The following is a 23,361-nucleotide window of genomic DNA, read 5'->3' as shown; positions in this document are numbered from 1 at the left end:
ATCTGGTCAGTAGTCGATGCGGCGGTAGTACCGGCGGGTGGTCAGGGGGTGGTTGCGCACGGTCGCGAGGTGCTCGCTGAAGCGCTCGAGCACTGTGGCGTGCACGACGTGGCTGACGAGGGCGCGCACGTCGGGGCCGAGGCCCGGCATCGCGAAGCCGGCGGTGTCGATGACGGTGAACGTGTCGGTCACGGTCGGGGCGAAGCGCTCGACCCGGTCGGCCAGCTCCCGCGTGGGGCCCTCGCCCTTGAGCAGGACGACGCTGACGCCCTTCTCGACGAGCTCGAGCGTGCCGTGGAAGAAGTCCGAGGCGTGCACGGGACGCGTCCGGACCCACTGCATCTCCTCGAGGATGCAAGTGGCGAAATACCAGGACTCGGTCCAGGACGGGCCCGCACCGGTGAAGATGTGGTACTTCTCCTCGGCGAACTGCTGGGCCAGCTCGGCCGCGCGGCCCTCGAAGGCGCGCTTGACCTCGAGCAGGTGGCCGGGCAGTGTCCGCAGCTCGCCGATCAGCGCCGTGTAGTCGTCCCGCTCGCCGCGGTGCTTCTGGATCGACAGGACGATCAGCAGCGACTGCAGGTAGAACGACTCGGACGAGGTGTCGTCGGCCGCCCGTACGGTGAAGTTGTGATCGGCCGCCCGGGCCAGCGGCGACTCGTCGTTGCCAGTCAGCGCGACGACCGTGGCGCCCTTCGTGCGGGCCAGCTCGTTGACCGCCAGGGCCTCCTTCGTCGTGCCCGACAGCGAGGGGATGACGACGATCGACTGCGGCCCCAGGTTCTTCGAGCCCACGGCCAGCAGTTCCGCCGCGTTCTCGAGGAACGTCGGGAAGTCCGACTCCCGCTGCAGCAGCTGCGCCGCCGGCTGCATGAGGACGCCCGCACCGCCGGCGCCGAGGAAGAACAGGTTCCTGGCCCCTTCGTCGAGCAGCCGGCCGATGAGGGTGTCGATCGGCTCGGCCAGGGCGACCGCGGCCGCCTGAATGGCCACGAAGCGGTCTTCGTCGAAGTTCAGCAAAGCTTTGGCTCACTTTCGTGTTGTCCACGACTTGCTCAGTTGTCTGATGAATCAGCAAGTTGGTGAACGACAGCTTTGTGTTGTCTGACTACGATGTCAATAGTGTGAACGACCCCGTTACCTGAGTTAACCGATAGGTAACACTCCGTCACCGACCGTGTCTCCGGAGATCCAAAACTGGGTTGTGGGAGCCTTGAAGACATGCGGGTGCTTCTGGTCGAGGACGACGACTCGATCGCGGTGCCGCTCGTGGAGGGGCTCGGCCGCTTCGGGATTCAGGCCGAGCACGTCACCACCGGTGCCGCCGCCCTGGCCGCGCCCCCGGCCGACCTGGTGCTGCTCGACCTGGGCCTGCCCGATATCGACGGCGTCGACGTGTGCTGGGAGCTCAACCGCACCCGCAACGTCCCGATCATCATGTTGACGTCCCGCCGCGCCGAGGCCGACCTGGTCCGCGGGCTCGAGGGCGGCGCCGACGACTACCTGGCCAAACCGTTCAGCCTGCGTGAACTGGTGGCGCGGATCCGGGCCGTGGATCGCCGCTCCCGGGCCACCCGGGCCGCCCCGCCGCCGTCCGACACCCAGGCCTTGGGTCCGCTCAGCATCGACCGGGCGGCCCGGGAGGTCAGCGTCGACGGCCGGCCGGTAACACTCTCCCCCAAGGAGTACGACCTGCTGGAGATGCTGGCCGCCCGGCCCGGCACCATGGTGCTGCGGCAGAAGCTGCTCGAGCAGATCTGGGCCACCACCGACAGCCGCAGCAAGACCCTGGACTTCCACATCGCCTCGCTGCGACGCAAGCTGGGCCGGCCGGACTGGATCGAGACCCGCCGCGGGGTGGGCTTCCGGCTCGTCGTGACATGACCCGCCGCCTCGTCCTCACCTACTTGTCGCTGGTGCTGGCCGTGCTGACCGGACTCGCGGTCCCTCTGGGCTACCTGTATCACCGCAGCGAGCAGCAGCAGGCGTTCCGGCAACTGGAGCGCGAGGCGGAGATCGTCGCCGCCTACGTCGACGCCGAACTGAGCGAGGACGACGGCGATCAGGTGCAGGACATCGCCACCGCGGCCGCGCAGCGCTGGGGCGGTCAGGTCGAGCTCTTCGACGTCACCGGCGCCCTCATCTACAGCACGATGCCGCCGGTCGCCGACACGGCCGACGTGCTGCCGGCGCTCGGCGAGGGCGGCCGGATCGGCCACCGCATCAGCGACATCGGCGGCGTCCGCATGATGTCGGTGTCGGTGTCGTTCCACCCCGGCAAGCCGACCTCCGGTGCCGTACGGCTGAGCGTGCCGATGGCCCCCGTCACGGAGCAGATCCGCCGGGTCTGGGCGTTGCTGACCGCGGCCTGCCTGCTCGTGCTGGCCGGCAGCGCCGCCGTCGCGCTGGCGCTCGCCCGCTGGATCGTCCGCCCGGTCAAGGCCCTCGAACAGGCCACCCGCCGGCTCGCCGACGACACCGGGCCGGCCCCCGTCCAGATCGCCGGCGGGCCCCCGGAGCTGCGCCGGCTGACCGAGACGTTCAACCGCACCGCGCAGCGGCTGCACACCGTGCTGGCCGCGCGCGGCGCCTTCGCCGACCACGCCTCGCACCAGCTGAAGGGGCCGCTGGCGGCGTTGCGCCTGCGGCTGGAGAACCTTGAGCCGGAGCTGTCCCCGGCCGGGCTGACCGGGCTGGAGGCCGCGCTCAGCGAGACCGAGCGGCTCGACCAGCTGGTCAACGCGCTGCTCGACATGACCATGATCGAGCGGCGGGACGAGGCGCCGGAGGTGGTCGACGTGGCCGCCGAGGCCGAGTCCCGCGCCGAGATCTGGCGGCCTCTCGCCGCCGAACGGGGCGTCACCATCACCGTCGACGCGGCCGGGCCCCTGCCGGCGAGCGCGATGCCGGGCGCGATCGAGCAGATCCTCGACAACCTGATCTCCAACGCGCTCCACGCGGCCCCCGCCCGCAGCACTGTCCGGCTCTCCGCGGCCCGGACAGCCGACGGCCCGGTCGAACTGCACGTCGTCGACGCCGGGGCGGGCCTGCCGGACGATCAGCGCCAGAAGGCGCTCGAGCCCTTCTGGCGTGCCCCGGGGGCGCCCCGCGGCGGCACCGGCCTCGGTCTCGCCCTGGTGGTCAAGCTGGCCCAGGCCGGCGGCGGCGACGTCCGGCTAGACGCCGCCACGCCCACGGGCCTCGACGCTGTTGTCACCTTCCCCGCTTGAGGCCGGGATCGCCTCCGGGGCTTTGCGCAGCCGGATCTGGGTGATGGCCCGGCCGATGACTTGCGTGATCTCGGCCCGGTAATTGTCAAGCGTGACGACCTCGCCGGGCGCGGTCGGGATGTGCCCGAGCCGCGACAGCACCAGACCGGCGACCGTCGTGTAGTCACCGTCCTGCAGGTCTTCCACGTCGACGCCGATGTCGGGCAGGTCGTGGATCGGGAAGATGCCCGGCAGCAGCATCGCTCCGTCGTCCTCGTGCACCACCGACTGCACGTCCCGGTCGGTCTCGTCGTAGATCTCGCCGACGACCTCCTCGACCAGGTCTTCCATGGTGACGATGCCGTCGATGGCGCCGCGCTCGTCGACCACCAGGGCCAGCTGCTGCCGCTGGGTGCGCATCTGGAGCATGGCGTCGGAGACCTTGAGGGTCTCGGGCAGGAACAGCGCCGTGAACGTGTGCTCCTTCACCGTCCCGGTCGCGTCCACCAGGTCCCGCAGGTGCACCACGCCGAGCACGTCGTCCAGCCCGGCCGGGCCGACCACCGGCGCACGGGAGTGACCGCCCGCGACCAGCCGGCCGAGGGCCTCCCGGACGGACGTGTCGGCCGGCAGCGCGAGCACCTCACGCCGCGGCACCAGGATCTCGCGCAGGATGCGGTCGGCGATCTCGAAGGCGCCGGCGATGATGGTGCGCTGCTCGGCGGAGAACTCCTGCTGCGCCTGCACCATGTCGCGGATCTCCTCCGGGCTGACCTCCTCCCGGCCCGCGTCCGGGTTGTTGCCGGTCAGCCGGACGACGACGTCGGTCGTGCGGCCCAGCAGCCACACCGCCGGGCGCGAGATGCCGGACAGCACGTCCAGCGGCCGGGCCACCAGCAACGCCCACGCCTCCGCGCGCTGCATGGCGATGCGCTTGGGGGCGAGCTCACCGATGACCAGGGTGAAGAACGTCAGCACGATGGTGACCAGGACGATCGAGGCCGGCTCGGCCGCGCCGCCGAGGAAGCCGAGCGGCTCGACCAGCGGCTGCGCCAGCGACACGGCGGCCGACGCGGAGGCCAGGAAGCCGGCCAGCGTGATGCCGATCTGGATCGTGGCCAGGAACCGGTTGGGGTCACGGGCCAGCCGGGCCAGGGTGCGCCCGCTCCGGCTCTCGCGCTCGAGACGCTGCAGCTGGCTCTCCCGCAGCGACACCAGCGCCATCTCGCTGCCCGCGAAGACCGCGTTCAGCAGCACCAGCACCACCACCAGTACGATCTGCCATCCAAAACCGCCCACTGCGGTATCTCAACTCCTCGCCTTATGGATCTTCTTTCCGATCGGCGAAATACTACCGTCAGGTTTGAATGGCGGCCGCCTCCGGGAATGTGAGGGAAACCCCCGCACTGAGGAGCTGAAGTGGAAGTAACCGGCATTATCACCGCGATCGTCATCGGTCTGATCATCGGCGCCCTGGGCCGCCTGGTCGTGCCCGGGAAGCAGAACATCCCGATCTGGCTGACCATCCTCGTCGGCGTGCTCGCGGCAGTGGTGGGCACGTTCATCGCCGCTGCTCTGGGCGTGGACGACACCCGTGGCATCGACTGGATCGAACTGATCATCCAGGTCGCGCTGGCCGCTGTGGGCGTCAGCCTGGTGGCCGGTCTTTACGGGCGCCGCCGCTGACATCCCGCCTTTACCACAGGACGCCGCCCGCATATTTGCGGGCGGCGTCCTTTATTGTTTCTGACAATTATCTGAGAACAGATGAAGGGGACGGCAAGGGGACGGCAAGGAAACGGCCAGAATTGATCTAGGAAATATCGCCGCGCTGATCGCCGGATTCAGTCACCGGCTGCTGACGACGGCGATCCGCACCCGGGCCGGGTACGCCTTCGGCGTCTCGCGCACCAGCCGCCGATCCGCCGATGCAGAGGGAACCGCGACCGATGCGCCCACCCGGCCGGCACCCCCAGCGACACGTCCCCCGGAGCCGGGAGTTGACGACCGCCAGTAGCCGCAGCATTGCCCGCACACCGGACGACACACGAGGACGCTATCGCCCGCCCGCCTCCGCGACTTGACGCTTCTTGCTCACTCCCGGCCGCTGCTCAGGGAAGGTCCAGCCGAACCGGACGGCGCCCAGCCGCAGGATCGTCGTCACGCCGACGCACACGAGCCCGGCCACCGCGACCGGGACGCCGAGGGCGACGAGCGCGATCAGCACACCGGCCCCCGCCCCCGCGGCGACGGCATAAAGCGTGCCGACGTGCAGGAACGAGATCGGCACGCTCAGGATGATGTCGCGCAGCATGCCGCCCCCGATGGCGCCGATCACCCCGACGACCAGCGCCCCGGCCGCGCCGACACCGAGGGACAGCGCCTTCGACGCCCCGATCGCTCCGAACAGTCCCATCACGACGGCGTCGAGCAAGATGATCAACCAGTTCACCCGGGCCAGCGCGCGCTGCAGCACCGTGCCGAGGACAGCCGCGGCCCCGGCCACCAGCAGATACCAGTTCTCCCAGATCACGACGGGCCGCTGATCGAGCACGACGTCACGCAGCAGGCTCCCGCCCAGTGCGACGGCCAGCCCGATCACCAGCACCCCGAGCACGTCGAGGCGGCGCTGCCTCTCCCCGGCCGCGAACAAGGCTCCCTGCAGACCACCGAGTGCCGCGGCCAGGAGCTGGATCCACAGCGCGACCTGAAACGACATGACCGGCGGTCTCAGGCGTTCTTCGCGGCCTGGTCGATCACGTCGGCCACGACGCCGGCCTGGGTCAGGAAGAGGGCGTGGCTGGCCGGGACGTCGGTGATCCGGGCCCCGATGCGCTTGGCCATGTGCTGCAGCATCGCCTGGTCGAACGCCTTGTCGTCGGTGGCGATGACGGCCCAGCTCGGCTTGTCGCGCCAGGCCGCGTTCTTGACCGGCGTCCCGAAGGCCGACATGTTGACGGGCACCTGCGAGTCGCGCAGGAAGGCGGCGTCGGCATCGGTGGCGTCCGCGGCGAAACCCGCCTGGAACGTGCCGGGATTGAGGAAGCCGTAGCCGTCCTCGGTCACGTCGATGACGAAGTCGGGCGTCGGCGCGAAGCCCTCGTACTGCTGGGAAGTCGTCTCGCCCGCGTCCGGGGCCAGCGCCGAGACGTAGACCAGGCCTGCGACGTTCGCGTGCGCGCCCGCCTCGGTGATCACCGTGCCGCCCCAGGAGTGACCGACGAGGATCGCCGGGCCGTCCTGCCGGTCGAGCACCCGCGTGGTGGCCGCCACGTCGTCCGCCAGTGAGGTCAGCGGGTTCTGCACGATCGTGACCCGGTAGCCGCGGGCCGTGAGGTTCTCGTACACCCCTCGCCACCCCGAACCGTCGGCGAACGCCCCATGCACGAGCACAACGTTCCGAATCATTTTCTCGTCCCTTCGCTCTACTGATACGCAATATATTGCGTATCCGCATGGCTGATCAAGGGGTGCTCAGGTTGTGCACGAGGCGATCTATGTGTGCAATATGTTGCATGCCGGTACCGTCTGGACCTCCCGCCGCAAGCCGTTCCCTGCTCCGCGACGACGTCTACCGACGGTTGCGGGACGCCATCGTCGACGGCACCTTCCTCCCCGGCGAACAGCTCAAAGACGCCGAACTCGCGGAGTGGCTCGGGGTGAGCCGCACCCCCGTACGGGAAGCTCTGCTGCGCCTCGGTGCGAGCGGACTGGTCGTCGCCCTGCCCGGCCGGTCCACCCGGGTCAGCTCCATCGACGCCCCCGCGGTGCGGGACGCCCGCGACGTCATCGCCGCCCTGCACGCGTTCGCCGTCCGCCAGATCACCGGCCGCCTCACCGAAGACGACCTCGACCGCATGCGCCAAGCCAACGACCGCTTCGCCGAAGCGGTAACCGCCGGTGACGTCGACGCCGCCCTCACCGCCGACGAAGAGATGCACCGCATCCCCATCACCGCCCTCGGCAACCAGGCCGTGGCCACGGTGCTCGACCAGTTCGACCCCCTGGTACGCCGAGCCGAACGCCTACGCTTCACCACCGACGGCCACACCTCGGTCGAACTCCACACCCGCCTGATCGACCTCCTCACCACCGGCGACCCCGACGCCGCGGCGGATGTCGCCTTCGACATCTGGCACACCCTCCCCACCCCCTGAGGCAACAAGCCCGCCGCCACGGTCGCCAAGAGGAACTCCAGGTCCGGCTCCTGAGGTCGCAGCCTCCAGCGCGGGCCATGGGCGTGGCTGCGAGTCGCGTGCAGCGGCTGCGGGCTGCGTCACGGTCCACAGGTCGCGTGCCGGGAACTATGGGATGCCAACCGCAGCTGCGGGCCGGGAAGCTCCAGCCGTTCAGGCAGACGGCAGCAGAGCCGTCATGCGGTCTGCGCGGCCTGCCCCATCGATGGGTTCTGATTGGTACCGTCGGCGGCTATGGGGGACGAGGTCCGCGCGGATCCGCAGGCGCTGGTGCGGCTGGCGAAGACGACTTTGGGCGGTGCCGACGGGATGACCGCCGCGTGGTCGGCCGCGCAGGGCGGGGTGACGCCGGCGGGCAGCGCGTTCGGCAACTCGCTCGAGGGCGGCCGGGGCGCGGCCGCCGCCACCGAGGCGGCCGCGGCCATGGACGACACGTGGCGGCAGGTCACGGCGGTGTACGAGAGTGACGTCGACAAGTTGTACCGGGTGGCGTTCGCCTACCAGCAGGCCGACCGGGAGGCGGCCGAGCGGCAAAGGCGCACGGGCGGAGGGCCGAGGGCGATATGACACAGCCTGACCCGTTCACGATGGACAACATCTGGGACCTCGATGCGGAGCCCCAGCTGCTGCATCAGGCCGCCCGGCAGTGGACGACCTTCGCAACCTCGGCCGGTCGGCACCGCGACGCCGTCGACAGGGCGGCCGCGCCGCTGGTCGGTGACGCCTGGAGCGGTGACGCCGCCGACACCTACCACGATCATCTGAAGAAGCTCAGCGCGACCGTGACCGATCTGCTCGACAACGCGACCACCTGCGCGACCAACTTGAGCAAATCGGGTGACGCGCTGATCGAGGCGCAGCACGCGCTCAACGGCAGCCTGGGCCGGGTCGGGGTGCCCACCGCCCAGTCCGGCTCCAGCATCACCTTCCAATACCAGACGGCCGAGGACGTGGCCCGGGTCAACACGGCGATCGCCGAGGCCGGTGACATCCGCGCCGGCCTGGACGCGGAGCTGCGCCGCTACACGACAGCCATCGACGCCGCCGGCGCCGATGTGCGGTCCTTGGTGTCGGCGTGGCGGGACGTGGCCGAGGGCAACTCCGAAAGCTGGACCTTGCCGGCCGAGGCGAAGACCACCTCGTGGATCTACGACGGCGAGTCGGTGGTGCTCAACACCGGCCCCGGCGATGACAAAGTCAGCGTGTCGGTCGACCCCCGTACGGGGGAGCAGATCGTCACCGTCAACGGCGAGACGGTGACCTTCCCGCCCGGTTACACCGTCACCATCCGCGCCGGGGAAGGCAACGACACCGTCGACGTCACCCCCGGCACCCGCGTCAACCTGACGCTGCTCGGCGGCGAGGGTGACGACACGCTGCGCGGCGGCGACGGCACCGACCGGATCCTCGGCCTCGACGGCCGCGACACCATCGAGGGCCGCGGCGGCGAAGACCTGATCACCGCGGGCGCCTCCCGCGACCATCTGCCGGGCGAGGACCAGACCAAACCGGTCGTGGAGCAGATCGACGGCGGCGCGGGCAACGACCGCCTCTACGGCGGGTCCGGCCACAACCGGATCACCGGTGGCAACGGCAACGACCTGATCGAGGGCGGCGCCGGGCAGGACACCCTCGACGGCGGTGACGACAACGACACCGTACGGGGCGGGTCAGGCACCGACAACGTGTTCGGCCGCGGCGGCGCCGACACGCTCGACGGCGGCGACGACCGCGACTACGTCGACGGCGGCGCGGGCGACGACACCCTCACCGGCGGGCTCGGCGACGACACCCTGTACGGGCTGTCGGGTCACGACACCCTCGACGGCGGCGACGGCCGCGACTACCTCGAGGGCGGCACCGGCAACGACACGCTCACCGGTGGAGCCGGCAACGACATGCTCTCCGGCGGCCGCGACAACGACGTCATCAGCGGCGGCACCGGCGACGACGTCATCTACACCGGCGCCGGCCGCGACGCGGTGCACGGGGGTAACGGCACCGACACCGCCTACCTCCAGCAGGGCGAGGACCACAGCACCGGCACCGAAAAAGCAGTCAACATCGAGATCTCCGACCAGGCCCAATACATCAAGATCACCGGGTCGCCGGAGTTCGTCGAACGCGTGCAGGCCGACCTCGACATGCTGCGCTCCTCCCCCACCGGCCAGCAGATGCTCGGCTCCCTGCAGCAGGCCCACGACGACAGCGCCAACTGGTTCTACGACGGCAACGGCCTGACGATCCGCGAACTGGCCGAGGAGAACGGCAAAGCCAACGTCGACTCCGGACTGTTCAAGGAGTCCTACCGGGTCGCCTACAACCCGTCGTTCGACACCCTGCACGACGGGCCGCCGGTCACGATCCTCTACCACGAGCTGGCCCACGTGTACGACTACGCCCACGACACCCTCGCCGAAGGCGACTACACCGGATCGGACAACGCGGGAGTGCCCAACCGCGAGCGGGCCGCCGCCGGTCTGCCCATCGACCACGACAACGACCCCAGCACCCCCGACCGGATCCAACCCGACCACCCGTACGAGCTCACCGAGAACGGCCTGCGCGAAGAGCTCGGCGCACCCCACCGCCCGAGGTACTGACCCATGCCCCGCCGTACGATCGCCGCCGCCGTGGCCGCCCTCGCCCTCATCCCGGCCGGGTGCGGCGGCAACGACGAGCCGACCACCCCGAAGGCCGGCCTGCAGGCCACCCTGACCCGCACCGACACCCAGCTGTCCTGGCAGTGGACCCTGACCAACGACGACAGCACCCCGATCGTCATCCTCGACGGCCCCGTTACCGGCACCACCGACCTGCCCCAGCTGTGGATCACTCCCGGCGACGGCGACACGGTCCAGGTGGCCTACCGCTTCCTCGCCCCACCCGAAGGCGTCGACGTCGCCCAGCCGATCCTGCAGACCGGCCACACCATCGCCGCCGGCGCCACCGCCTCCGGGACCGCCCAAGTCACCCTGCCCCTTGACGTACGGCATCCGTACGCAGGGACCTTCGACCCGCCACTGAGCCTGCCCGACGGCGACCCGAGCATCCGCTTCTGTGTCGGCGTGGTCAGCAGCGCCGACGTCACCCCCCAACCCGGCGGGGCATACGCCCACCTGGAATCAGCCGTCGCCAAGCAACGGCTCCTCTGCAGCAAGCAGTGAGCCGGAAAGCCGGCCTGACCGCACCGGTCCGAGGGGCGTACCGGCGGCGGACGCGGACACCCTGCGGGTCTGCGGCGACCATCTATCGTGCACTGCATGACGGATGCACGGGGGCTGATCGAGCGCTTCAACACCGCCTGGGAACTCGGCGACCTGGCGACGGTGTCAGCGCTGCTCGCCGACGATGTGACGTACTGCCCGAACGCCTGGGACGGGCCGGCTGTCGCCGTTCGCGGCCGGGACGAGGTCAGTAAGGTGTTCGCCGGCCAGCTCGGCCCCGGCGCGGGTCCGGCCCTCGGCCCCATCTGGTCGGCCGGCGACCGCGTGCTTTGTGAGTGGCGGTGGCCCCCGGCCGACGACGGCACGGTTCTGCGCGGGCTGGACGTCTACCGAGTACGCGAGGGCCGGATCGCCGCGAAGGATGTGTACGGCAAGATCACCTCCGGTCAGGACGAAGTGCAGGAGTAGCGCCTCCACATCGATGGCGGGCCGACCGCGCCGACACTGCAGAGTTACGGATGCTCCCTGCGACCACGATCGCCCGAGCAAGCGGGATCATCGACCCGATTGATGGGTACCGCTAGTGTCGGACTGGTAGCGGGGGGTGACGTGGGGGAGCTGGCCGATCGGCTGTCGATGATTGTGGTCGAGGCGTATTCGCCCGACAGCGGGCTGGTGGCGTCGGTGCGCGGCCGGGGTGACGTGACAGTTCGGTTCTGGCAGCGGTCCTATCGCGACTATCGGGCCGCCGACCTGGCGCGCCAGCTGGAAGGGCTGGCGGCGGTCGTCTGGGCTCGTTATCGGCGCAGCTACCTCGAGGTCGTCCGGTCCTGGGCCGACCGCGACGAGGAGCCGGCCGACACCGAGCAGGATCACGAGTTCCGACGGCGTCTTGCGACCGTACGGGTCTCGGGTGTTTCGGCCCGGGGCCGGGTAACTGTTCGCAGTCGCGCACTGGTCGCATGGGAGGTGGAGATCGCCGGTGAGCCGGTAGGGTCGCTGACCGAGCCGGAGTTCCTGGCCGAGGTGGACAGCGCGGTGGTGGCGTTGCTGGCCGACCACCGGGCGCGGGTGGCTCTGCTGACGGACGCGGTCTACGACATCGGGCTGCCCCGCTCGATGCGGGCCGGCGGACGGGGAGCGGCATGAGCGACGACCAGCGCGGGCTGCGTGGTCTGCGGGCGGGTCACTGGCTGCTGATCGGCCTCGTGGTCGCCCTGGTCGCGGCGGGCATCACCGTGGTCGTCACCCGTGGCGGCGGTGACCCGACGGTGGCCGAGCCCACCAGCTCACCGTCCGCGAGCGTGTCGGTGCCGCCGCGCCCCGACTGCGCGCCGGACATCACCGGCACCTATGCCGACGCGAGCCGGGCCAGGTTCGGGTTCGTCTACCGCAGCCGATGCGATCAGGTCGTACGCGAGCTGCGGTTCCGGGTCACCGTACGGGACGCGTCGGGCAACGAGGCCGCGACCGTCGAGCAGACCGCGTCCGGCGGGGTGCTGTTCCCCGGCGCGGAGCTTGCCACCGCCGGCGAGCTGCGGGCGGACACGAACATGAAGATCGGCAGCGTCACGGTTGCAGTAGTCAACTACTCGGTGTTCCCGCCGGAGGACTTCTCGGCGTGGGCGCGGACTGAGGTCACCGGTCTGACCCGCGGCAAGCCGGACTCGTACGGGCAATTCGACGTCACCGGCGAAGTCGAGGCCAGGCCGCCCTCGGCACCGGTCTGCGTGGCCGAGTTCGTGCTGATCATGCGGGACCGGAATGACAAGATCGTGTTTGCCGCGGCCGATCCGGTCCTCGGCGGAGGTGTGCTGAGGCCGGAGTTCCCGGTCAGCAAGGTGCCGGCCCTGGACTTCGCCCGCACCAAGATCTACGCACCGCAGACACCGCGCACCGAGCAGCCGCCGCGCGCGGGGATGGCCTGCAACGGATCCTGACTCAAGCCGTACGGGGAAACGGGGGTTCCGACGATGCAAGGGTGGCAGTTCGCCGCGGAGTTGTCGCAGCTGAGGATCGTCGGGCGGGTCGATCTGCCCGCCATGAGCGCGACATTCGCGGCGATGAACCGGGCCGTCGACAGCACCGCGGACGGCGAGACGGCGGCCTTCCAGGCGCCCGGCGGGGGCATCGCCCCGAGCCACGCCGCCTGGTCGGCATTACGTGACGACTTCCAGAACGTGCTCGGCACCACCGCGGGCAACCTCCTCGACGCGGGCAGCACCATCGAGCACATCGTGGACGCGTACGCGCTCACCGACGAAGGCGCTCCGACCAGTCTGGAGAAGGCCTGGGAGGGCACGCAGATCCCAGGTCTGCAGGAGGCCGAGGAGAGATACCGCCACGCGCCGCCACCGTCCGTCGTCCTGAAAGACGAGGCGTGACCATGGCCTTCACCTATCACAGCCCGGCCGAGCTCCAGCAGCTCGGCGAAAGGATCCGCGACAAGGCCGTCCAGGTCACGATGGACCAGGCGGCCTCGTACGCCGAAGCGCAGCAGGCCGCCAACAACGACGCCACCCGCTCCGACACCGGGCAGATGACGCAGGTGCCCACCTACAGCACGCCGGTCAGCGGGCGCCCCGACGACGAGGACAACCTTCGTTCGTACGTGGGTCAGGCCTACGCGGAGATCCCGGCCCTGTTCGCCGCTTTCGGCCTGCCCGACCCCGACGCCAGCCGGCCCATGCTCGACGCGCTCTACTCGGTGGCCGCCACCGTCGCGGTCGACCTTCAGCTGACCAGCCGCGACAACAAGATCACGGCCCCGGACGCGACCGCCCCGATCAGCGGCACCGCGCCGCTCGCCGAAGTGGCCGACCTGATCGACGGGCACCTGAAGAACTGGTCCGGCGATGCCGCCCTCGCCTTCGAGGTGTACCTGAAGAACAACATCCGGGCCGCCGCGCTGCACCGCGAGATCGCCCTCTCCCTGGCCCTCGGGCTGGAAGCCCAACTCGAGATCAACCGCCGCACCAACACCGACATCTGGGAAATCGGCCAGAAGACCTACAAGGCACTCGAGGGCCTGGACGCGTGGTGTCCCGGCGCGAACGCCTCCAAGTCGACGGCCATGCTGACCATCGCCGGCGCGATCGCCGCCGTCATCTTCGCCGGAGCCACCGCCGGCGCCGGTGGAGCCGCGTTCGCCGCGGCGGTCGGCGTCGAAGGCCTTCAAAGCCTGGCCACCACCCTGTCCAACGTCGGCCCACTGCAGAACAAGAAGGTCGACATCGGCGGCATGACCGTGCCCCCGATCATCACCGGCATGCAGAACGCGATGACCACCCTGACCAAGTCGATCGACGCCCAGCAGCAAGAGCTGGCGGCCGGGCTGAGCAGCTTCACGCAAAGCGTCCACGCCAACTGGAACAAAATCCTGATTCCCGGCCCGCGCGAGCTGAACGACGTCCGCAACGCCGGCGGCGCCGCGCTCAAGGCATCCGGCGACTTCCGGGTCCGGTGACATGGACGGGGAGCCTTACCTAGGCGCGGACCCGGTACCGGCTTGAGAGGCGCGCCCTGCGAAGTGCCGCCGAACGGCCCTCGGACCGGCAGGGCGGGACTTTGTCCCGTCGCCGCAGGACAACGAGAAGTTATGGTCAGCCGGTGGCGGGTCGGCGGGCGGTGTGGATTGCGTGGGTGCTGTGCGCCGTCACCCTGCTCGGCGGGGTGGGCGCGATCGTGCTCGGCGTGCACAACGGCGCGGCGGCGTACGGGGCCGCCAAAAGTCACCTGCTGTTCGTGGGGACGTGCGCGGTGGCCGGGGCGCTGGTGGCCGGGTCGCGGCCGAGAAATGCGCTCGGGTGGGCCCTGCTGGTCAGCGCCTCGTCGTTCGGTCTGCTCGAGTTCTTCGGGGAGTACGCGATCGCCGGGACGGGGCCGGGGGCCCGGCTGGCGGGGTGGCCGGAGAACTGGCTGTGGGTCCCCGCGAATCTGGGGATGGCCCTGGTACCTCTGCTGTTCCCCGACGGGCTTCGGCCGCGCGCGAAGCTCTGGTGGGCGTTGCTGGGACCGCTGTTCGCGGTGGCCCTGACCGCCGCCGTGCTCGGTGCGCTCCGGCCGGGGCCGTCCGGGCAGGTCCGGGACGGCGCGGGGGTCGACAACCCGTTCGGGGTGGCCGGTCTTGTCCCCGCCGCGGACGCCGTGGGCGCTGCCTTCACCGTCCTGGCCGGGCTGGCCTTCGTCGGTGGTGGCGGCGCGGTGCTGTGGCGGGCTCGCCACGCCGACGAGGTGCGGCGCCGCCAGATCAAGTGGGTGGCTTGGGCGTCGGCCGTCGCCGCGGTCGTCGTGGCGGCTCGGCTCGTGGCCGGGCTCATCGATGCCGACACCGGCTCGGTGTGGCCTCGGGCCAGCCTGGTCTGGGAGGCCGCCGGGGCGGTCGCGCTGAGCCTGCTGCCGGCCGCGGTGACCGTGGCCGTGCTGCGGCACCGGCTCTACGACATCGACGTCCTCATCACCCGGACGCTGCTCTACGGCGCCCTGTCGGCCTGCCTGCTCGGCGGCTACGCGCTGATCGCGGGCTACCTGGGCGCGCTGCTCGGCCGCTCCACCAGCCTGAGCGTGTCGGCTCCGGCCGCGGCGGCCGTGGCGGTGGCGTTCGCGCCGCTGCGCGACCGCATCCAGCGCGGAATCACGATCCTCATGCACGGCCGGCGCGAGGAGCCGTACGTGGTGCTGGCTCGCCTCGGCCGCCGCCTGGACGACGCGGTGGCACCGGCCGCCGTCCTGCCGCTGATCGCCGAGACGGTGGCCGAGACGCTGAGGGCGTCGTATGTCGCCGTGACCGTGACGGACGGCCCGGCCGCGGTGGGCTCCCTGCCCGGCGATGCCGTTCCCGCCGACCTTCCGCTCACCTATCAGGGCTCCCCGGTCGGCACGCTCAGCATCTGGCCGCGGCCTCCGTTCGACGAAGCTGTCCTGGCCGACCTCGCCCGCCAAGTAGGCGCCGCCGTGCACTCGGCGCGGCTCGCGGCCGACCTGCAGCGCTCCCGTGAGCGCCTCGTCATGGCTCGCGAGGAGGAGCGCCGGCGGCTGCGGCGCGACCTCCACGACGGGCTCGGCCCCACGCTCGCGGCCCTCACCATGCGGGCCGAGGCCGCTCAGGACGCCCGCCCGGACACCCTCAAGACCCTGCTCGCCAAGGTCGTGGACGACGCGGAGGCGGCGGTCGGGGACGTACGGCGGCTCGTCGACGGACTGCGCCCCGCCGCCCTCGACAGTCTGGGCCTGACCGGCGCCCTCGCCGCCCATCTGGCCGGGCTTCCCGCGGGCTCCCCCGCCGTTCGCCTCTCCGCGCCCGACGAACTGCCCGTCCTCCCGGCCGCCACCGAGGTCGCGGCGTACCGGATCGCGGTTGAGGCGGTCACCAACGTCTGCCGCCACGCGAAGGCGGCCGAGGCCTCGGTACGGCTCTCGATCGTCGCGGACCGCTTGGTGGTCGAGGTCGGCGACGACGGTCGGGGGCTGGACGGCGTACGGCCGGGGGTCGGCCTGACGTCCATGCGGGAGCGGGCCGATGAGCTCGGTGGCTCGCTGACCGTCGAGACCGGGACGGCAGGCACCCGGATCCGCGCGGAGTTGCCGGCGACCGCACCGGAAGGAAACTAGTGGAGACAATCCGTACGCTGGTCGTGGATGACCACGCGGCGTTCCGGGAAGGGCTGCGGGCTCTGCTCGAGGCGACCGATGACATCGAGGTGGCCGACGAGGCCGCGACCGGGGAGCAGGCGCTCGCGCTGGCGCCCGTCGTGCAGCCGGACGTGGTGCTCCTCGACCTGGCCATGCCGGGCATGGGCGGGATCGCGACGACCGAGCGGCTGATCCGGGCCATGCCGCACATCCGGGTGCTGGTCCTGAGCATGGCCGATGACGACGACTCGGTGTTCGCGGCGATGCGGGCCGGAGCGCGCGGCTACGTGCTCAAGGGCGCGCGCAAGGCCGAACTTCTGCGTGCCGTACGGGCGGTGGCGGCGGGGGAGGCGATCTTCGGTGCGGCTCTCGCGGTACGGCTGATGGGGTACTTCTCCGGGCTGGACCGTCGGCAGGCCGCCTTCCCGGAGCTCAGCGAGCGGGAACGGCAGATTCTCGGTCTCGTGGCGCAGCACCTGACCAACCCGCAAATCGCCGAGCGGCTGGGGTTGAGTCAGAAGACGGTACGCAACGTCGTGTCGAGCATCTTCACGAAGCTCAGCGTGGCCGACCGCGCGCAAGCGATCATGCGGGCGCGGGAGGCGGGGTTGTGAAGCGGGCGGGCCACCGAGCCGCCACCCGGTGACCCATCCCCCCTGTTACGCCGTACGGCGCAGCATGCGCAGACCGAGCGGGTACAACGCCGCGCCGATGAACAGCGCGCCGCTCGCCTGCACGAGCATCGGACGGTCGGCAGTCAGGAACGGCAGCGCCAAGCCGACCACCAGCAGCACCGGCTGCCACCACCGGGCCCGGCCCGCCCGGACCAGGCCGACCACCAGCGCGAGCAGCGCGGGATGGAGCAGGAACGCGGGCACCAGGAAGCCGAACGTGACGCCGGAATACCCGTACGCGAGTTCGGTGACAGCGGCGGCCTGCGCGTCCGGCAGCGACTGCGCCAGCGCCAGATCGTAGAAGTCGGCCATCAGCAGGCCCGAGCCGTTGATCGCGCCGAGCGCGCCGAACAGGCCGGCGATCGCGGCCAGGCGCGGCATCCGATCGTGCAGAAGGTACGCGAGGGCCAGCATCACCGGCACGATGACGATCGCGTTCCAGTGCAGCAAGACCCCGCTGACCTGGACCTGGGTGGCGTGCGTACGGAAGATGGCGGGGGCGTGGTCGGACCCGGGCGGCCCGGTGACGAAGCCGGCGAAGTGGGTAACCGGCCAGGCGAGAAGCCCGACGGCGCCGACCCGGACCCAGAAACGACGGGTGAAGGTCTCGGTGGCAGTGAGCGTTGTGGTCATGCCGCAGACCCAACTCAATCTTTGTCCCGGCCCGCCTGGGGCAGCGGCCGGGAAGAATGTCCCGTGCGGCTCCACCGGGGCCGGCTGCGCGACGGCGCAGCAGGCCCGGGCGCAGCGGCCCGGCGGGGTCGACGGTCGGCGCCAGGACGGGACAGCCGCTGGTGTCCGGGGTGTCCTGGAGGATGATCGGACGGCCGTCGGGCGCGACCCCGGTCGTGACGTTCAAGGCGGCGTCGCGACCTTCCCGGAACGCACCACGACCCTTGCTCTCGGCCTCTTGGCTCTACCGCCTGGGTCCCCGCGGCCGGACACAGCGCGATCGGTTCCGGCCACGGCGCTCTGCTCGTCGTCGGGGCGGACTGCTCGGCCAAGTAGTGCCCTTCGGTATCTGGCTGCGCCGCGACCGGCCCGAGGCCGCCGCGCTGCACCGCATCGCCCGCCGGCTCGCGGACTTGCTGCTCGTCCTGGTGCTCTCCTTCCTCATGTCTGCGCTGGCGGCTTTGCTTCGCCGTCCAGCCGCCTCCCGCGCCGCCGTCCGGATTGCGGCTGGCCGTCGTGGTCGGGTTGGGTGGCCTGGCTCCTGCACGCGTTTCTCTCCCATGCGCTCTTGCCCGTACGCCTGGTTCGCCGGGAGTCACGAACTGTCCAGCGGTTTCAGCCTGGTCCGGGCGAAGGAGCTCACGCCCCGCGAGGCGGTCGACCGTCTGCGGGGCTCGGTCACCGGAACGTCAGTGACGTGGGACGACGCGCGGGCGATCATCGTCACCACCGACGACCACAACCGGTCTTACCTCGGCGCATCCGGGTCGCCGACTGAGCGATGATCTTCGGCTTCAGCACCATCGTGGGCGTCGTCGACACCCCGCTGCGGGCGCTGTCGCGGGGCACGACGGTGCTCTCCCCGTTCCTCGACGTCGAGCGGGACGACCAGTACTTCTCCCTGCACAACGGCGACCTGCGCTGCGCGAGGTCGCCCCCGACGGCAACTACCTGCTGGAAGACCGAGATGGGCGCCGGCCGTTCCGGACCGGGCGGCCGCTACGACGCCTGGCGGGAAGGGTCGTTCGTGCTCTCCTGGGTGCTTGATGTGGTGGGAGTCACCCGCCGCTGACCGGAGTTCCCCGTACGGCCGGAGGCAACGCCGTTGAAACGATGGCGGCGAATGTCTACGATCCGGCTGATCGCTTCGGGACGTCCTCCTGCTGCCGCGGCATCGCAATGGACTCCCCGCATGGCGCCGGGACGGCACGTTCAGCGATCGGCCACTTATCGGCGGCTACGAGCAGCACGCCGGTCTCTACTGATCACGGGGAAAAGTCATGCGAAGAACTCTCGCGGCTACCGTCGGCGGCCTGGTCGCCGCCGTCGGACTGGTCGCACCCGGCATCGCCCAGGCGGCCGAGCCGCCGTCCGAGGTGAGGGTGATCCCGGCTCCGTCCTATCCGGTCTATCCGACCGACCGGATCGCCTTCGCCGGTGAGACCGGCTTCCTGCACCAGCGCGCCGCGAACCGGCCGTGGGTGTGGACCACCTACGCCGATCGGCAGACCACACCGATCACCAGCCTCCCGAACACGTTCTCGGCCACGCCGGCCGGCGGCGACACCGTGGTGTTTCTCGGCGGAGTGCCCAGCCACCCGGCGACCTCGACGACTCAGCCGGCGCTGAACCTGGCCACCAACACCTGGCGGGACGTGCCGGTGAGCAGCAACGTGCAGCTCACCCGGCTGCTGGGCAACTCGGCGGCGGTGGCGATCACCTCCGGCACTCCGCCCACGGCCGAGCTGCGCCGGATCGCCGCGGACGGGTCCTGGACGTCCGCACCGATCACCGGCGTCCCGGCGGGCACGACCGGACTCACCATCGTGGCCGGTGACGACACCGGCGCCGTGCTGCGGGTCGTCCATCCCGACGGTCCCCGGTACGGCCTGGTGGACGTGGCCGCCGGCCGGATGGCCCTGCTGCCTGCCGGTGTGCTGCCGGCCAACGTGACCACGCTGACCAAGGACCGGATCGGCCTGTTCACCAGCACCTCAGCGCAGAGCCTGTCGCGCGCAGCGGTGCTGGACGGCACCGCGACCGTTCCGGGGACCATCGAGTTCCTGACCACGGTCCCGCTGGGTCTGGCCCGGCTGGCCGGTGACGACGTCATCGTGACGCCGAGCACCGGAGCCACGAACAAGACCGTGCTGCGCTACTCGGTCGGCAGCAGCACCCCGGTGCAGGTCGTGCCCCGGGGCGAGCCGGTCAGCGCGCAGGCGCCGGACGGCGTGCTGTTCGTCGGCGGCACCAATATCGGCGACTACGCGGTCCGCAAGGCCACCGCGTCCGACCAGTCGGTGGTTCTGCCGCTGGTCGCCCCGCTGGTCAACGCCGGCGTGACGCTCGCCTCGGGCGTCGTGCGGCACACGGTGGCGATGCCCCTGCCGAGCGAGAAGCCCGAGTACCGGCACTTCGCCGAGCAGATCGGGCCCGGTGAGCCGACGACCGGTTCTCCGGTGGCCGACGGCGCGCTCGTCAACCCGACGCCCTGCCAGACCGACGCGGTCTGCGTCCGGATGATCGACGGCGCGGACACCGGTTCGGCCTACCTGGACGGCATCACCACGGGCGACTTCGTCACGACGGCGTACCTGCGGTCGTCGCCGGGTGGTGGCGCCACGATCAACACCCGGAGCGACGCCAAGCTCGTCGACGCCTCGCCGACCCACCGGCTGCTCAGCTTCGCCAACTACCAGTTGGCGTACCGCACCGACGGAAGCAGCATCCAGCTCACCGGCGCCCCGGCCTCCGCCCTGTGGTTCGACACGCTGTGGCGGGCCAACGCCACCGGTCAGATCGAGAACTGGAACCTGCGCGCCGACACCCCGAGCGCCGGTCCGCAGCCGATCACCACCGGTTCGAGCTGCACCAAGACCGAGGTGCAGGCGACCGGCAAGCACCTGTACTGGACCTGCGGGGCGAACGGGCCGGCCGGTGTCGTGGAGATCGACGGCGGCAAGCGCATCGACGTGCCCGCCGGGCAGTACCTGCTGGGCGACAACTTCCTGGTGCGGCACGACGCCAACGGTGCCCTGGTGCGCCTCGACCTCACCGGCGGCACGCTCGGCGAGCCGGCCACGCTGGCCACGTTCGCCCGGGGTGAGCTGACCGACGACCGCAACATCACCTGGGCCGTCGACAGGTTCGGCGGCAACGTCGCGTGGGTCGACGCCGACAACGCCGTGCACATCGTCGACCCCGGTGTCACCACCTCGGCGCCGGCGGCCGGCTCCGTCTCGGCCAGCAGCGAGACCGACCTGCCGGGCAACTTCCTGGTGATCGCGAAGCTGACCCGCCCGGTCACCGCCACGCGGCTCACCATCACCCAGGTGCGTTCCGATTCCGTCGTCGCGCGCCTCAGCGGCGGTGCGGCCCGGGTGGATACGACCTACCAGTGGAACGGCCAGGTCAACGGCAAGCCGGCCGTCCAGGGCACCTACCGGTGGTCGTTGGCGGCCACGGCCGACGGTCGCGAGGTCACGGTGGCCAACGGGACCACCTACATCGACTGCGGCGGAACGCCCACCCTGCACAGCTATGACTGCACCGGTCAGCCCACCATCCTCGGGCTGACCAGCGCGAGCACCGGCCAGGGCCGCTGGCTGCTCACCCGGGTCGGCGGCACGGTCGTGGCCAACGGCCCGGCCGAGGCGCTGTCCGGGCTGTCCGGGCTCGTGCCGTTCGGCGACATCAACGGCGACAACCGCAACGACCTGCTGATCCGTCGGTCCGACGGCTCGATGCGGGCCTACTTCGGCCGGGACGCGCTGCCGTTCAGCGGCGCCCAGTCGATCGCCATCTCGGGCAACTGGAACGCGTACGACGCTCTGATCCACACCGGTGACCTCAACGGCGACGGCTTCGCCGACCTCATCGCCCGCGACCGGGCGAGCGGCGCGCTGTTCGTCTTCGGGGGCACCGCCGAGGGCGACCTGTCCGGCTCGGTCAAGATCGCGGGTGGCTACAAGGGCTACAGCCGCTTCGTCGGCAACGGCGACATCAACGGCGACGGCAAGGCCGACCTGATGATGCAGCTTGACTCCAACAGCACCATGTACGCCCTGTACGGCAACGGCGACGGCACCTTCCAGTCCGGTCTCAAGATCGTCGGCACCGGCTGGCTCGGCTACAACACCGTCATCGGCGCCGGTGACCTCAACGAGGACGGGAAGAACGACCTGGTCCTCCGCGACACCGCCGGCAACCTGTTCCGGCGCCTGGGCACCGGTCAGGGCACCTTCGGCGACCGGGCCCAGTACGGCTCCGGTTACCAGCAGTACTCGGGTCTGTACTGACCTGTCGGCGGCGCAGGGCGACGACGGCGATGTCGTCGGCCTGTTGCCCTGTGCCGCCGAGCTGTACCGCGGCCTCGCAAGCGAACATGCCTCATCCGCGTGCTTCCGCCTGAGGTGGCCCCATGGACCCGACGACTACGAGCAGGCCGTCAGTGCGCTCGCAGCACTGATCGCCGTCTGGTGGCACGACCACCGACCCCCTGACCGCTCCGACCCCGCCGAGCCCGGCGCTGAACGCTCTCGCTGACAGAGCGTCCGGCGCCGGCCTTTCCGCTGCGCCATATGTACGCAGCGAGCACTACGCCTCTGCGGTGTTCGAGTCGGTGAAGGCCGTCGTCAACCGGGTCAAATCCATGACCGGTCTCGACAGCGACGGCGTGCCCTTGATGAACCAGGCGTTCTCTGTGCAGAACCCGCGGCTTGTCCTCGGCGGTGCGGGGACAACGACCGAGAGGAACATGCAAGCCGGTTATCGGGAGCTCTTCGTCGGTGCCGTGCAGGCGATTCGTAACACGTCTGCGCATGAGCCCTTGGGCGTCATGGAAGTAAACGAGGCGTTCGAGCTGCTCGGCCTCGCGAGTCTGCTGATGCGGTTGCTGGACGGCGCGGCGCCGTCATCCTGACCCCCGAGATGAATCGGTATCGCGACACCGCCTGTAGAGCGGGCCGGTATCTAGTCACGCAGCCAATGATCGTTGTCGAGCCAACCGACTTCGATGAGGTCCCGGATCAGCCACCGATACGCCAGGCTAGTCGCCGGGCCGTCGAGGTGAAGCGGTAGATCCAAACTCTGGAGGTCTTCGGGGCCGAAGGCCGTCCGAGTTCTGCTGCGGTGCTCTTGGCTGAACTCCCAGAATGTATGGTCATCGTCAGCCAGCTGCAGGTCAACTGTCGGAGCGGTGCTGCGCTGCGTTGCTGGGGCTGACGCCAGCCGGATGAGCATCTGGATGGGGTGGTCCTCCTCGGCGGCTGGCAGCTTGACGAGCCCATCGACGCGTACGGGGCGCGTGCTGTAGAGGCCCAGCGCGTCTCCAAATTTGGGAAACGAGGTCTCGGCGAGTTCCCGGTAGCCGATCACCGCCGCGCGCACGATACTCGTTGCCAACTCCAAGGCCAGCTCGGGCGAATAGCGGTGTGACATCCACCGGCCTCCTGGCTGATCGCCGCGCGGCCATGGCGGCAGGAGTGTATCCCCGGGCTGGACGGCCAGCCCACAAACCGGCTGCCGCGCGTCGTCTGCTACAAGCACGTCACCTGTCGAAATTAGGCTGAACTGCCAGGCCTGGCTGAAGTATAAAACGGGCTATGACCTCGAAGCTAAAACACACATCACAACGTTATTTTTGTCGCTAACCCTCGTAGGGACTAAGTGAGTTATTGCTGGTAGCGTCTACATTTTCTTATACGTCATGCAGTATCGGGGCACCCACAGGTGGCTCTGGTCGGCGTCATCGATTGTACTATTCTCGGCAGATGCAGATACCGCTTCAATGCCTTTCAGCCTGACATCGATC

24 protein-coding genes are annotated in these 23,361 nt (G+C 70.3%); 18 read left to right on the top strand and 6 right to left on the bottom strand.

The window, feature by feature from the left end; all coding sequences use genetic code 11:
• Positions 1 to 6 precede the first annotated feature (6 nt).
• Positions 7 to 1,020 carry an SIS domain-containing protein gene (locus tag BKA14_RS40610; protein WP_184956031.1) on the bottom strand — a complete coding sequence of 338 codons (1,014 nt, stop codon included), beginning with the start codon at positions 1,018 to 1,020 and terminating at the stop codon, positions 7 to 9.
• A 201-nt stretch (positions 1,021 to 1,221) separates the two neighbouring features.
• On the opposite strand from BKA14_RS40610, the gene BKA14_RS40605 reads away from it, so the two are divergent.
• On the top strand, positions 1,222 to 1,884 hold the full coding sequence (locus BKA14_RS40605) for a response regulator transcription factor (protein ID WP_184956030.1): 663 nt from the start codon (positions 1,222 to 1,224) through the stop codon (positions 1,882 to 1,884).
• Positions 1,881 to 3,230 carry a sensor histidine kinase gene (locus BKA14_RS40600; protein WP_184956029.1) on the top strand — a complete coding sequence of 450 codons (1,350 nt, stop codon included), beginning with the start codon at positions 1,881 to 1,883 and terminating at the stop codon, positions 3,228 to 3,230. The genes BKA14_RS40605 and BKA14_RS40600 overlap by 4 nt, the downstream gene beginning before the upstream one ends.
• Here BKA14_RS40600 and BKA14_RS40595 read toward each other — a convergent pair.
• Positions 3,177 to 4,508: a hemolysin family protein gene (locus tag BKA14_RS40595; RefSeq protein WP_184956028.1), complete on the bottom strand. Its 1,332-nt coding sequence runs from the start codon at positions 4,506 to 4,508 to the stop codon at positions 3,177 to 3,179. The genes BKA14_RS40600 and BKA14_RS40595 overlap by 54 nt on opposite strands.
• A 120-nt stretch (positions 4,509 to 4,628) precedes the next feature.
• On the opposite strand from BKA14_RS40595, the gene BKA14_RS40590 reads away from it, so the two are divergent.
• Positions 4,629 to 4,895 carry a GlsB/YeaQ/YmgE family stress response membrane protein gene (locus BKA14_RS40590; RefSeq protein WP_184956027.1) on the top strand — a complete coding sequence of 89 codons (267 nt, stop codon included), beginning with the start codon at positions 4,629 to 4,631 and terminating at the stop codon, positions 4,893 to 4,895.
• A gap of 370 nt (positions 4,896 to 5,265) precedes the next feature.
• Here BKA14_RS40590 and BKA14_RS40585 read toward each other — a convergent pair whose 3' ends face one another.
• Together BKA14_RS40585 and BKA14_RS40580 are read right to left on the bottom strand one after the other, a co-directional pair.
• Complete coding sequence (locus BKA14_RS40585; RefSeq protein WP_184956026.1) at positions 5,266 to 5,928, bottom strand: trimeric intracellular cation channel family protein; 663 nt, start codon at positions 5,926 to 5,928, stop codon at positions 5,266 to 5,268.
• Between the two features lie 11 nt (positions 5,929 to 5,939).
• A complete protein-coding gene (locus BKA14_RS40580) occupies positions 5,940 to 6,617 on the bottom strand; it encodes an alpha/beta fold hydrolase (protein WP_184956025.1) in 678 nt (225 codons plus the stop codon).
• 107 nt (positions 6,618 to 6,724) lie between these two features.
• Here BKA14_RS40580 and BKA14_RS40575 point away from each other — a divergent pair, with 107 nt between their 5' ends.
• The 11 genes from BKA14_RS40575 to BKA14_RS40525 all read left to right on the top strand — a co-directional run bounded on the left by BKA14_RS40575 (position 6,725) and on the right by BKA14_RS40525 (position 16,817).
• Entirely contained in the window at positions 6,725 to 7,366 is a 642-nt protein-coding gene (locus BKA14_RS40575; protein WP_184956024.1) for a GntR family transcriptional regulator, read from the top strand.
• A gap of 273 nt (positions 7,367 to 7,639) precedes the next feature.
• Positions 7,640 to 7,972 (top strand): hypothetical protein, encoded by a 333-nt coding sequence (locus tag BKA14_RS40570; protein WP_184956023.1) that lies wholly within the window; start codon positions 7,640 to 7,642, stop codon positions 7,970 to 7,972.
• Complete coding sequence (locus BKA14_RS40565; RefSeq protein WP_184956022.1) at positions 7,969 to 10,008, top strand: M91 family zinc metallopeptidase; 2,040 nt, start codon at positions 7,969 to 7,971, stop codon at positions 10,006 to 10,008. Before BKA14_RS40570 ends, BKA14_RS40565 begins: the two co-directional genes overlap by 4 nt.
• A 3-nt stretch (positions 10,009 to 10,011) precedes the next feature.
• Entirely contained in the window at positions 10,012 to 10,572 is a 561-nt protein-coding gene (locus tag BKA14_RS40560) for a hypothetical protein (protein ID WP_184956021.1), read from the top strand.
• Between the two features lie 96 nt (positions 10,573 to 10,668).
• Positions 10,669 to 11,040 (top strand): nuclear transport factor 2 family protein, encoded by a 372-nt coding sequence (locus tag BKA14_RS40555; RefSeq protein ID WP_184956020.1) that lies wholly within the window; start codon positions 10,669 to 10,671, stop codon positions 11,038 to 11,040.
• Positions 11,041 to 11,181: 141 nt separating this feature from the next.
• Positions 11,182 to 11,721, top strand: a complete 540-nt coding sequence (locus BKA14_RS40550; protein WP_184956019.1) for a hypothetical protein — start codon at positions 11,182 to 11,184, stop codon at positions 11,719 to 11,721.
• On the top strand, positions 11,718 to 12,512 hold the full coding sequence (locus tag BKA14_RS40545; protein ID WP_184956018.1) for a hypothetical protein: 795 nt from the start codon (positions 11,718 to 11,720) through the stop codon (positions 12,510 to 12,512). Before BKA14_RS40550 ends, BKA14_RS40545 begins: the two co-directional genes overlap by 4 nt.
• Positions 12,513 to 12,545: 33 nt before the next feature.
• A complete protein-coding gene (locus BKA14_RS40540; RefSeq protein ID WP_184956017.1) occupies positions 12,546 to 12,956 on the top strand; it encodes a hypothetical protein in 411 nt (136 codons plus the stop codon).
• Complete coding sequence (locus BKA14_RS40535; protein ID WP_184956016.1) at positions 12,953 to 14,038, top strand: hypothetical protein; 1,086 nt, start codon at positions 12,953 to 12,955, stop codon at positions 14,036 to 14,038. Before BKA14_RS40540 ends, BKA14_RS40535 begins: the two co-directional genes overlap by 4 nt.
• Positions 14,039 to 14,181: 143 nt before the next feature.
• Complete coding sequence (locus BKA14_RS45425) at positions 14,182 to 16,182, top strand: sensor histidine kinase (RefSeq protein ID WP_184956015.1); 2,001 nt, start codon at positions 14,182 to 14,184, stop codon at positions 16,180 to 16,182.
• Positions 16,182 to 16,817 (top strand): response regulator transcription factor, encoded by a 636-nt coding sequence (locus BKA14_RS40525; protein WP_184956014.1) that lies wholly within the window; start codon positions 16,182 to 16,184, stop codon positions 16,815 to 16,817. The genes BKA14_RS45425 and BKA14_RS40525 overlap by 1 nt, the downstream gene beginning before the upstream one ends.
• Before the next feature lie 45 nt (positions 16,818 to 16,862).
• Here the strand turns inward: BKA14_RS40525 and BKA14_RS40520 are convergent, their stop codons facing one another.
• Entirely contained in the window at positions 16,863 to 17,510 is a 648-nt protein-coding gene (locus tag BKA14_RS40520; protein WP_184956013.1) for a hypothetical protein, read from the bottom strand.
• Positions 17,511 to 17,884: 374 nt separating this feature from the next.
• On the opposite strand from BKA14_RS40520, the gene BKA14_RS40515 reads away from it, so the two are divergent.
• The 4 genes from BKA14_RS40515 to BKA14_RS40500 all read left to right on the top strand — a co-directional run bounded on the left by BKA14_RS40515 (position 17,885) and on the right by BKA14_RS40500 (position 22,470).
• Positions 17,885 to 18,334, top strand: a complete 450-nt coding sequence (locus BKA14_RS40515) for a hypothetical protein (protein ID WP_184956012.1) — start codon at positions 17,885 to 17,887, stop codon at positions 18,332 to 18,334.
• Positions 18,331 to 18,621 (top strand): hypothetical protein, encoded by a 291-nt coding sequence (locus BKA14_RS40510; RefSeq protein ID WP_184956011.1) that lies wholly within the window; start codon positions 18,331 to 18,333, stop codon positions 18,619 to 18,621. The genes BKA14_RS40515 and BKA14_RS40510 overlap by 4 nt, the downstream gene beginning before the upstream one ends.
• Before the next feature lie 208 nt (positions 18,622 to 18,829).
• Positions 18,830 to 21,847 carry an FG-GAP repeat domain-containing protein gene (locus tag BKA14_RS40505; RefSeq protein ID WP_184956010.1) on the top strand — a complete coding sequence of 1,006 codons (3,018 nt, stop codon included), beginning with the start codon at positions 18,830 to 18,832 and terminating at the stop codon, positions 21,845 to 21,847.
• Positions 21,848 to 22,047: 200 nt separating this feature from the next.
• Complete coding sequence (locus BKA14_RS40500) at positions 22,048 to 22,470, top strand: TIGR02391 family protein (protein WP_311776127.1); 423 nt, start codon at positions 22,048 to 22,050, stop codon at positions 22,468 to 22,470.
• Between the two features lie 50 nt (positions 22,471 to 22,520).
• Here the strand turns inward: BKA14_RS40500 and BKA14_RS40495 are convergent, their stop codons facing one another.
• A complete protein-coding gene (locus tag BKA14_RS40495) occupies positions 22,521 to 22,988 on the bottom strand; it encodes a hypothetical protein (RefSeq protein ID WP_184956008.1) in 468 nt (155 codons plus the stop codon).
• Between the last annotated feature and the right edge of the window lie 373 nt (positions 22,989 to 23,361).

Source organism: Paractinoplanes abujensis, assembly GCF_014204895.1.
Classification (GTDB): Bacteria; Actinomycetota; Actinomycetes; order Mycobacteriales; family Micromonosporaceae; genus Actinoplanes; species Actinoplanes abujensis.
This window is presented reverse-complemented; position numbering and strand designations above follow the sequence as displayed.

Bases quoted from the DNA above. Each gene is read 5' to 3' on its own strand.
- BKA14_RS40495 (WP_184956008.1), bottom strand. From the start codon at position 22,988: ATGTCACACCGCTATTCGCCCGAGCTGGCCTTGGAGTTGGCAACGAGT.
- BKA14_RS40580 (WP_184956025.1), bottom strand. From the start codon at position 6,617: ATGATTCGGAACGTTGTGCTCGTGCATGGGGCGTTCGCCGACGGTTCG.
- BKA14_RS40570 (WP_184956023.1), top strand. From the start codon at position 7,640: ATGGGGGACGAGGTCCGCGCGGATCCGCAGGCGCTGGTGCGGCTGGCG.
- BKA14_RS40575 (WP_184956024.1), top strand. From the start codon at position 6,725: ATGCCGGTACCGTCTGGACCTCCCGCCGCAAGCCGTTCCCTGCTCCGC.
- BKA14_RS40505 (WP_184956010.1), top strand. From the start codon at position 18,830: ATGCGAAGAACTCTCGCGGCTACCGTCGGCGGCCTGGTCGCCGCCGTC.
- BKA14_RS40510 (WP_184956011.1), top strand. From the start codon at position 18,331: ATGATCTTCGGCTTCAGCACCATCGTGGGCGTCGTCGACACCCCGCTG.
- BKA14_RS40555 (WP_184956020.1), top strand. From the start codon at position 10,669: ATGACGGATGCACGGGGGCTGATCGAGCGCTTCAACACCGCCTGGGAA.
- BKA14_RS40560 (WP_184956021.1), top strand. From the start codon at position 10,012: ATGCCCCGCCGTACGATCGCCGCCGCCGTGGCCGCCCTCGCCCTCATC.
- BKA14_RS40565 (WP_184956022.1), top strand. From the start codon at position 7,969: ATGACACAGCCTGACCCGTTCACGATGGACAACATCTGGGACCTCGAT.
- BKA14_RS40540 (WP_184956017.1), top strand. From the start codon at position 12,546: ATGCAAGGGTGGCAGTTCGCCGCGGAGTTGTCGCAGCTGAGGATCGTC.
- BKA14_RS40605 (WP_184956030.1), top strand. From the start codon at position 1,222: ATGCGGGTGCTTCTGGTCGAGGACGACGACTCGATCGCGGTGCCGCTC.
- BKA14_RS40585 (WP_184956026.1), bottom strand. From the start codon at position 5,928: ATGTCGTTTCAGGTCGCGCTGTGGATCCAGCTCCTGGCCGCGGCACTC.
- BKA14_RS40600 (WP_184956029.1), top strand. From the start codon at position 1,881: ATGACCCGCCGCCTCGTCCTCACCTACTTGTCGCTGGTGCTGGCCGTG.
- BKA14_RS40545 (WP_184956018.1), top strand. From the start codon at position 11,718: ATGAGCGACGACCAGCGCGGGCTGCGTGGTCTGCGGGCGGGTCACTGG.
- BKA14_RS40520 (WP_184956013.1), bottom strand. From the start codon at position 17,510: ATGACCACAACGCTCACTGCCACCGAGACCTTCACCCGTCGTTTCTGG.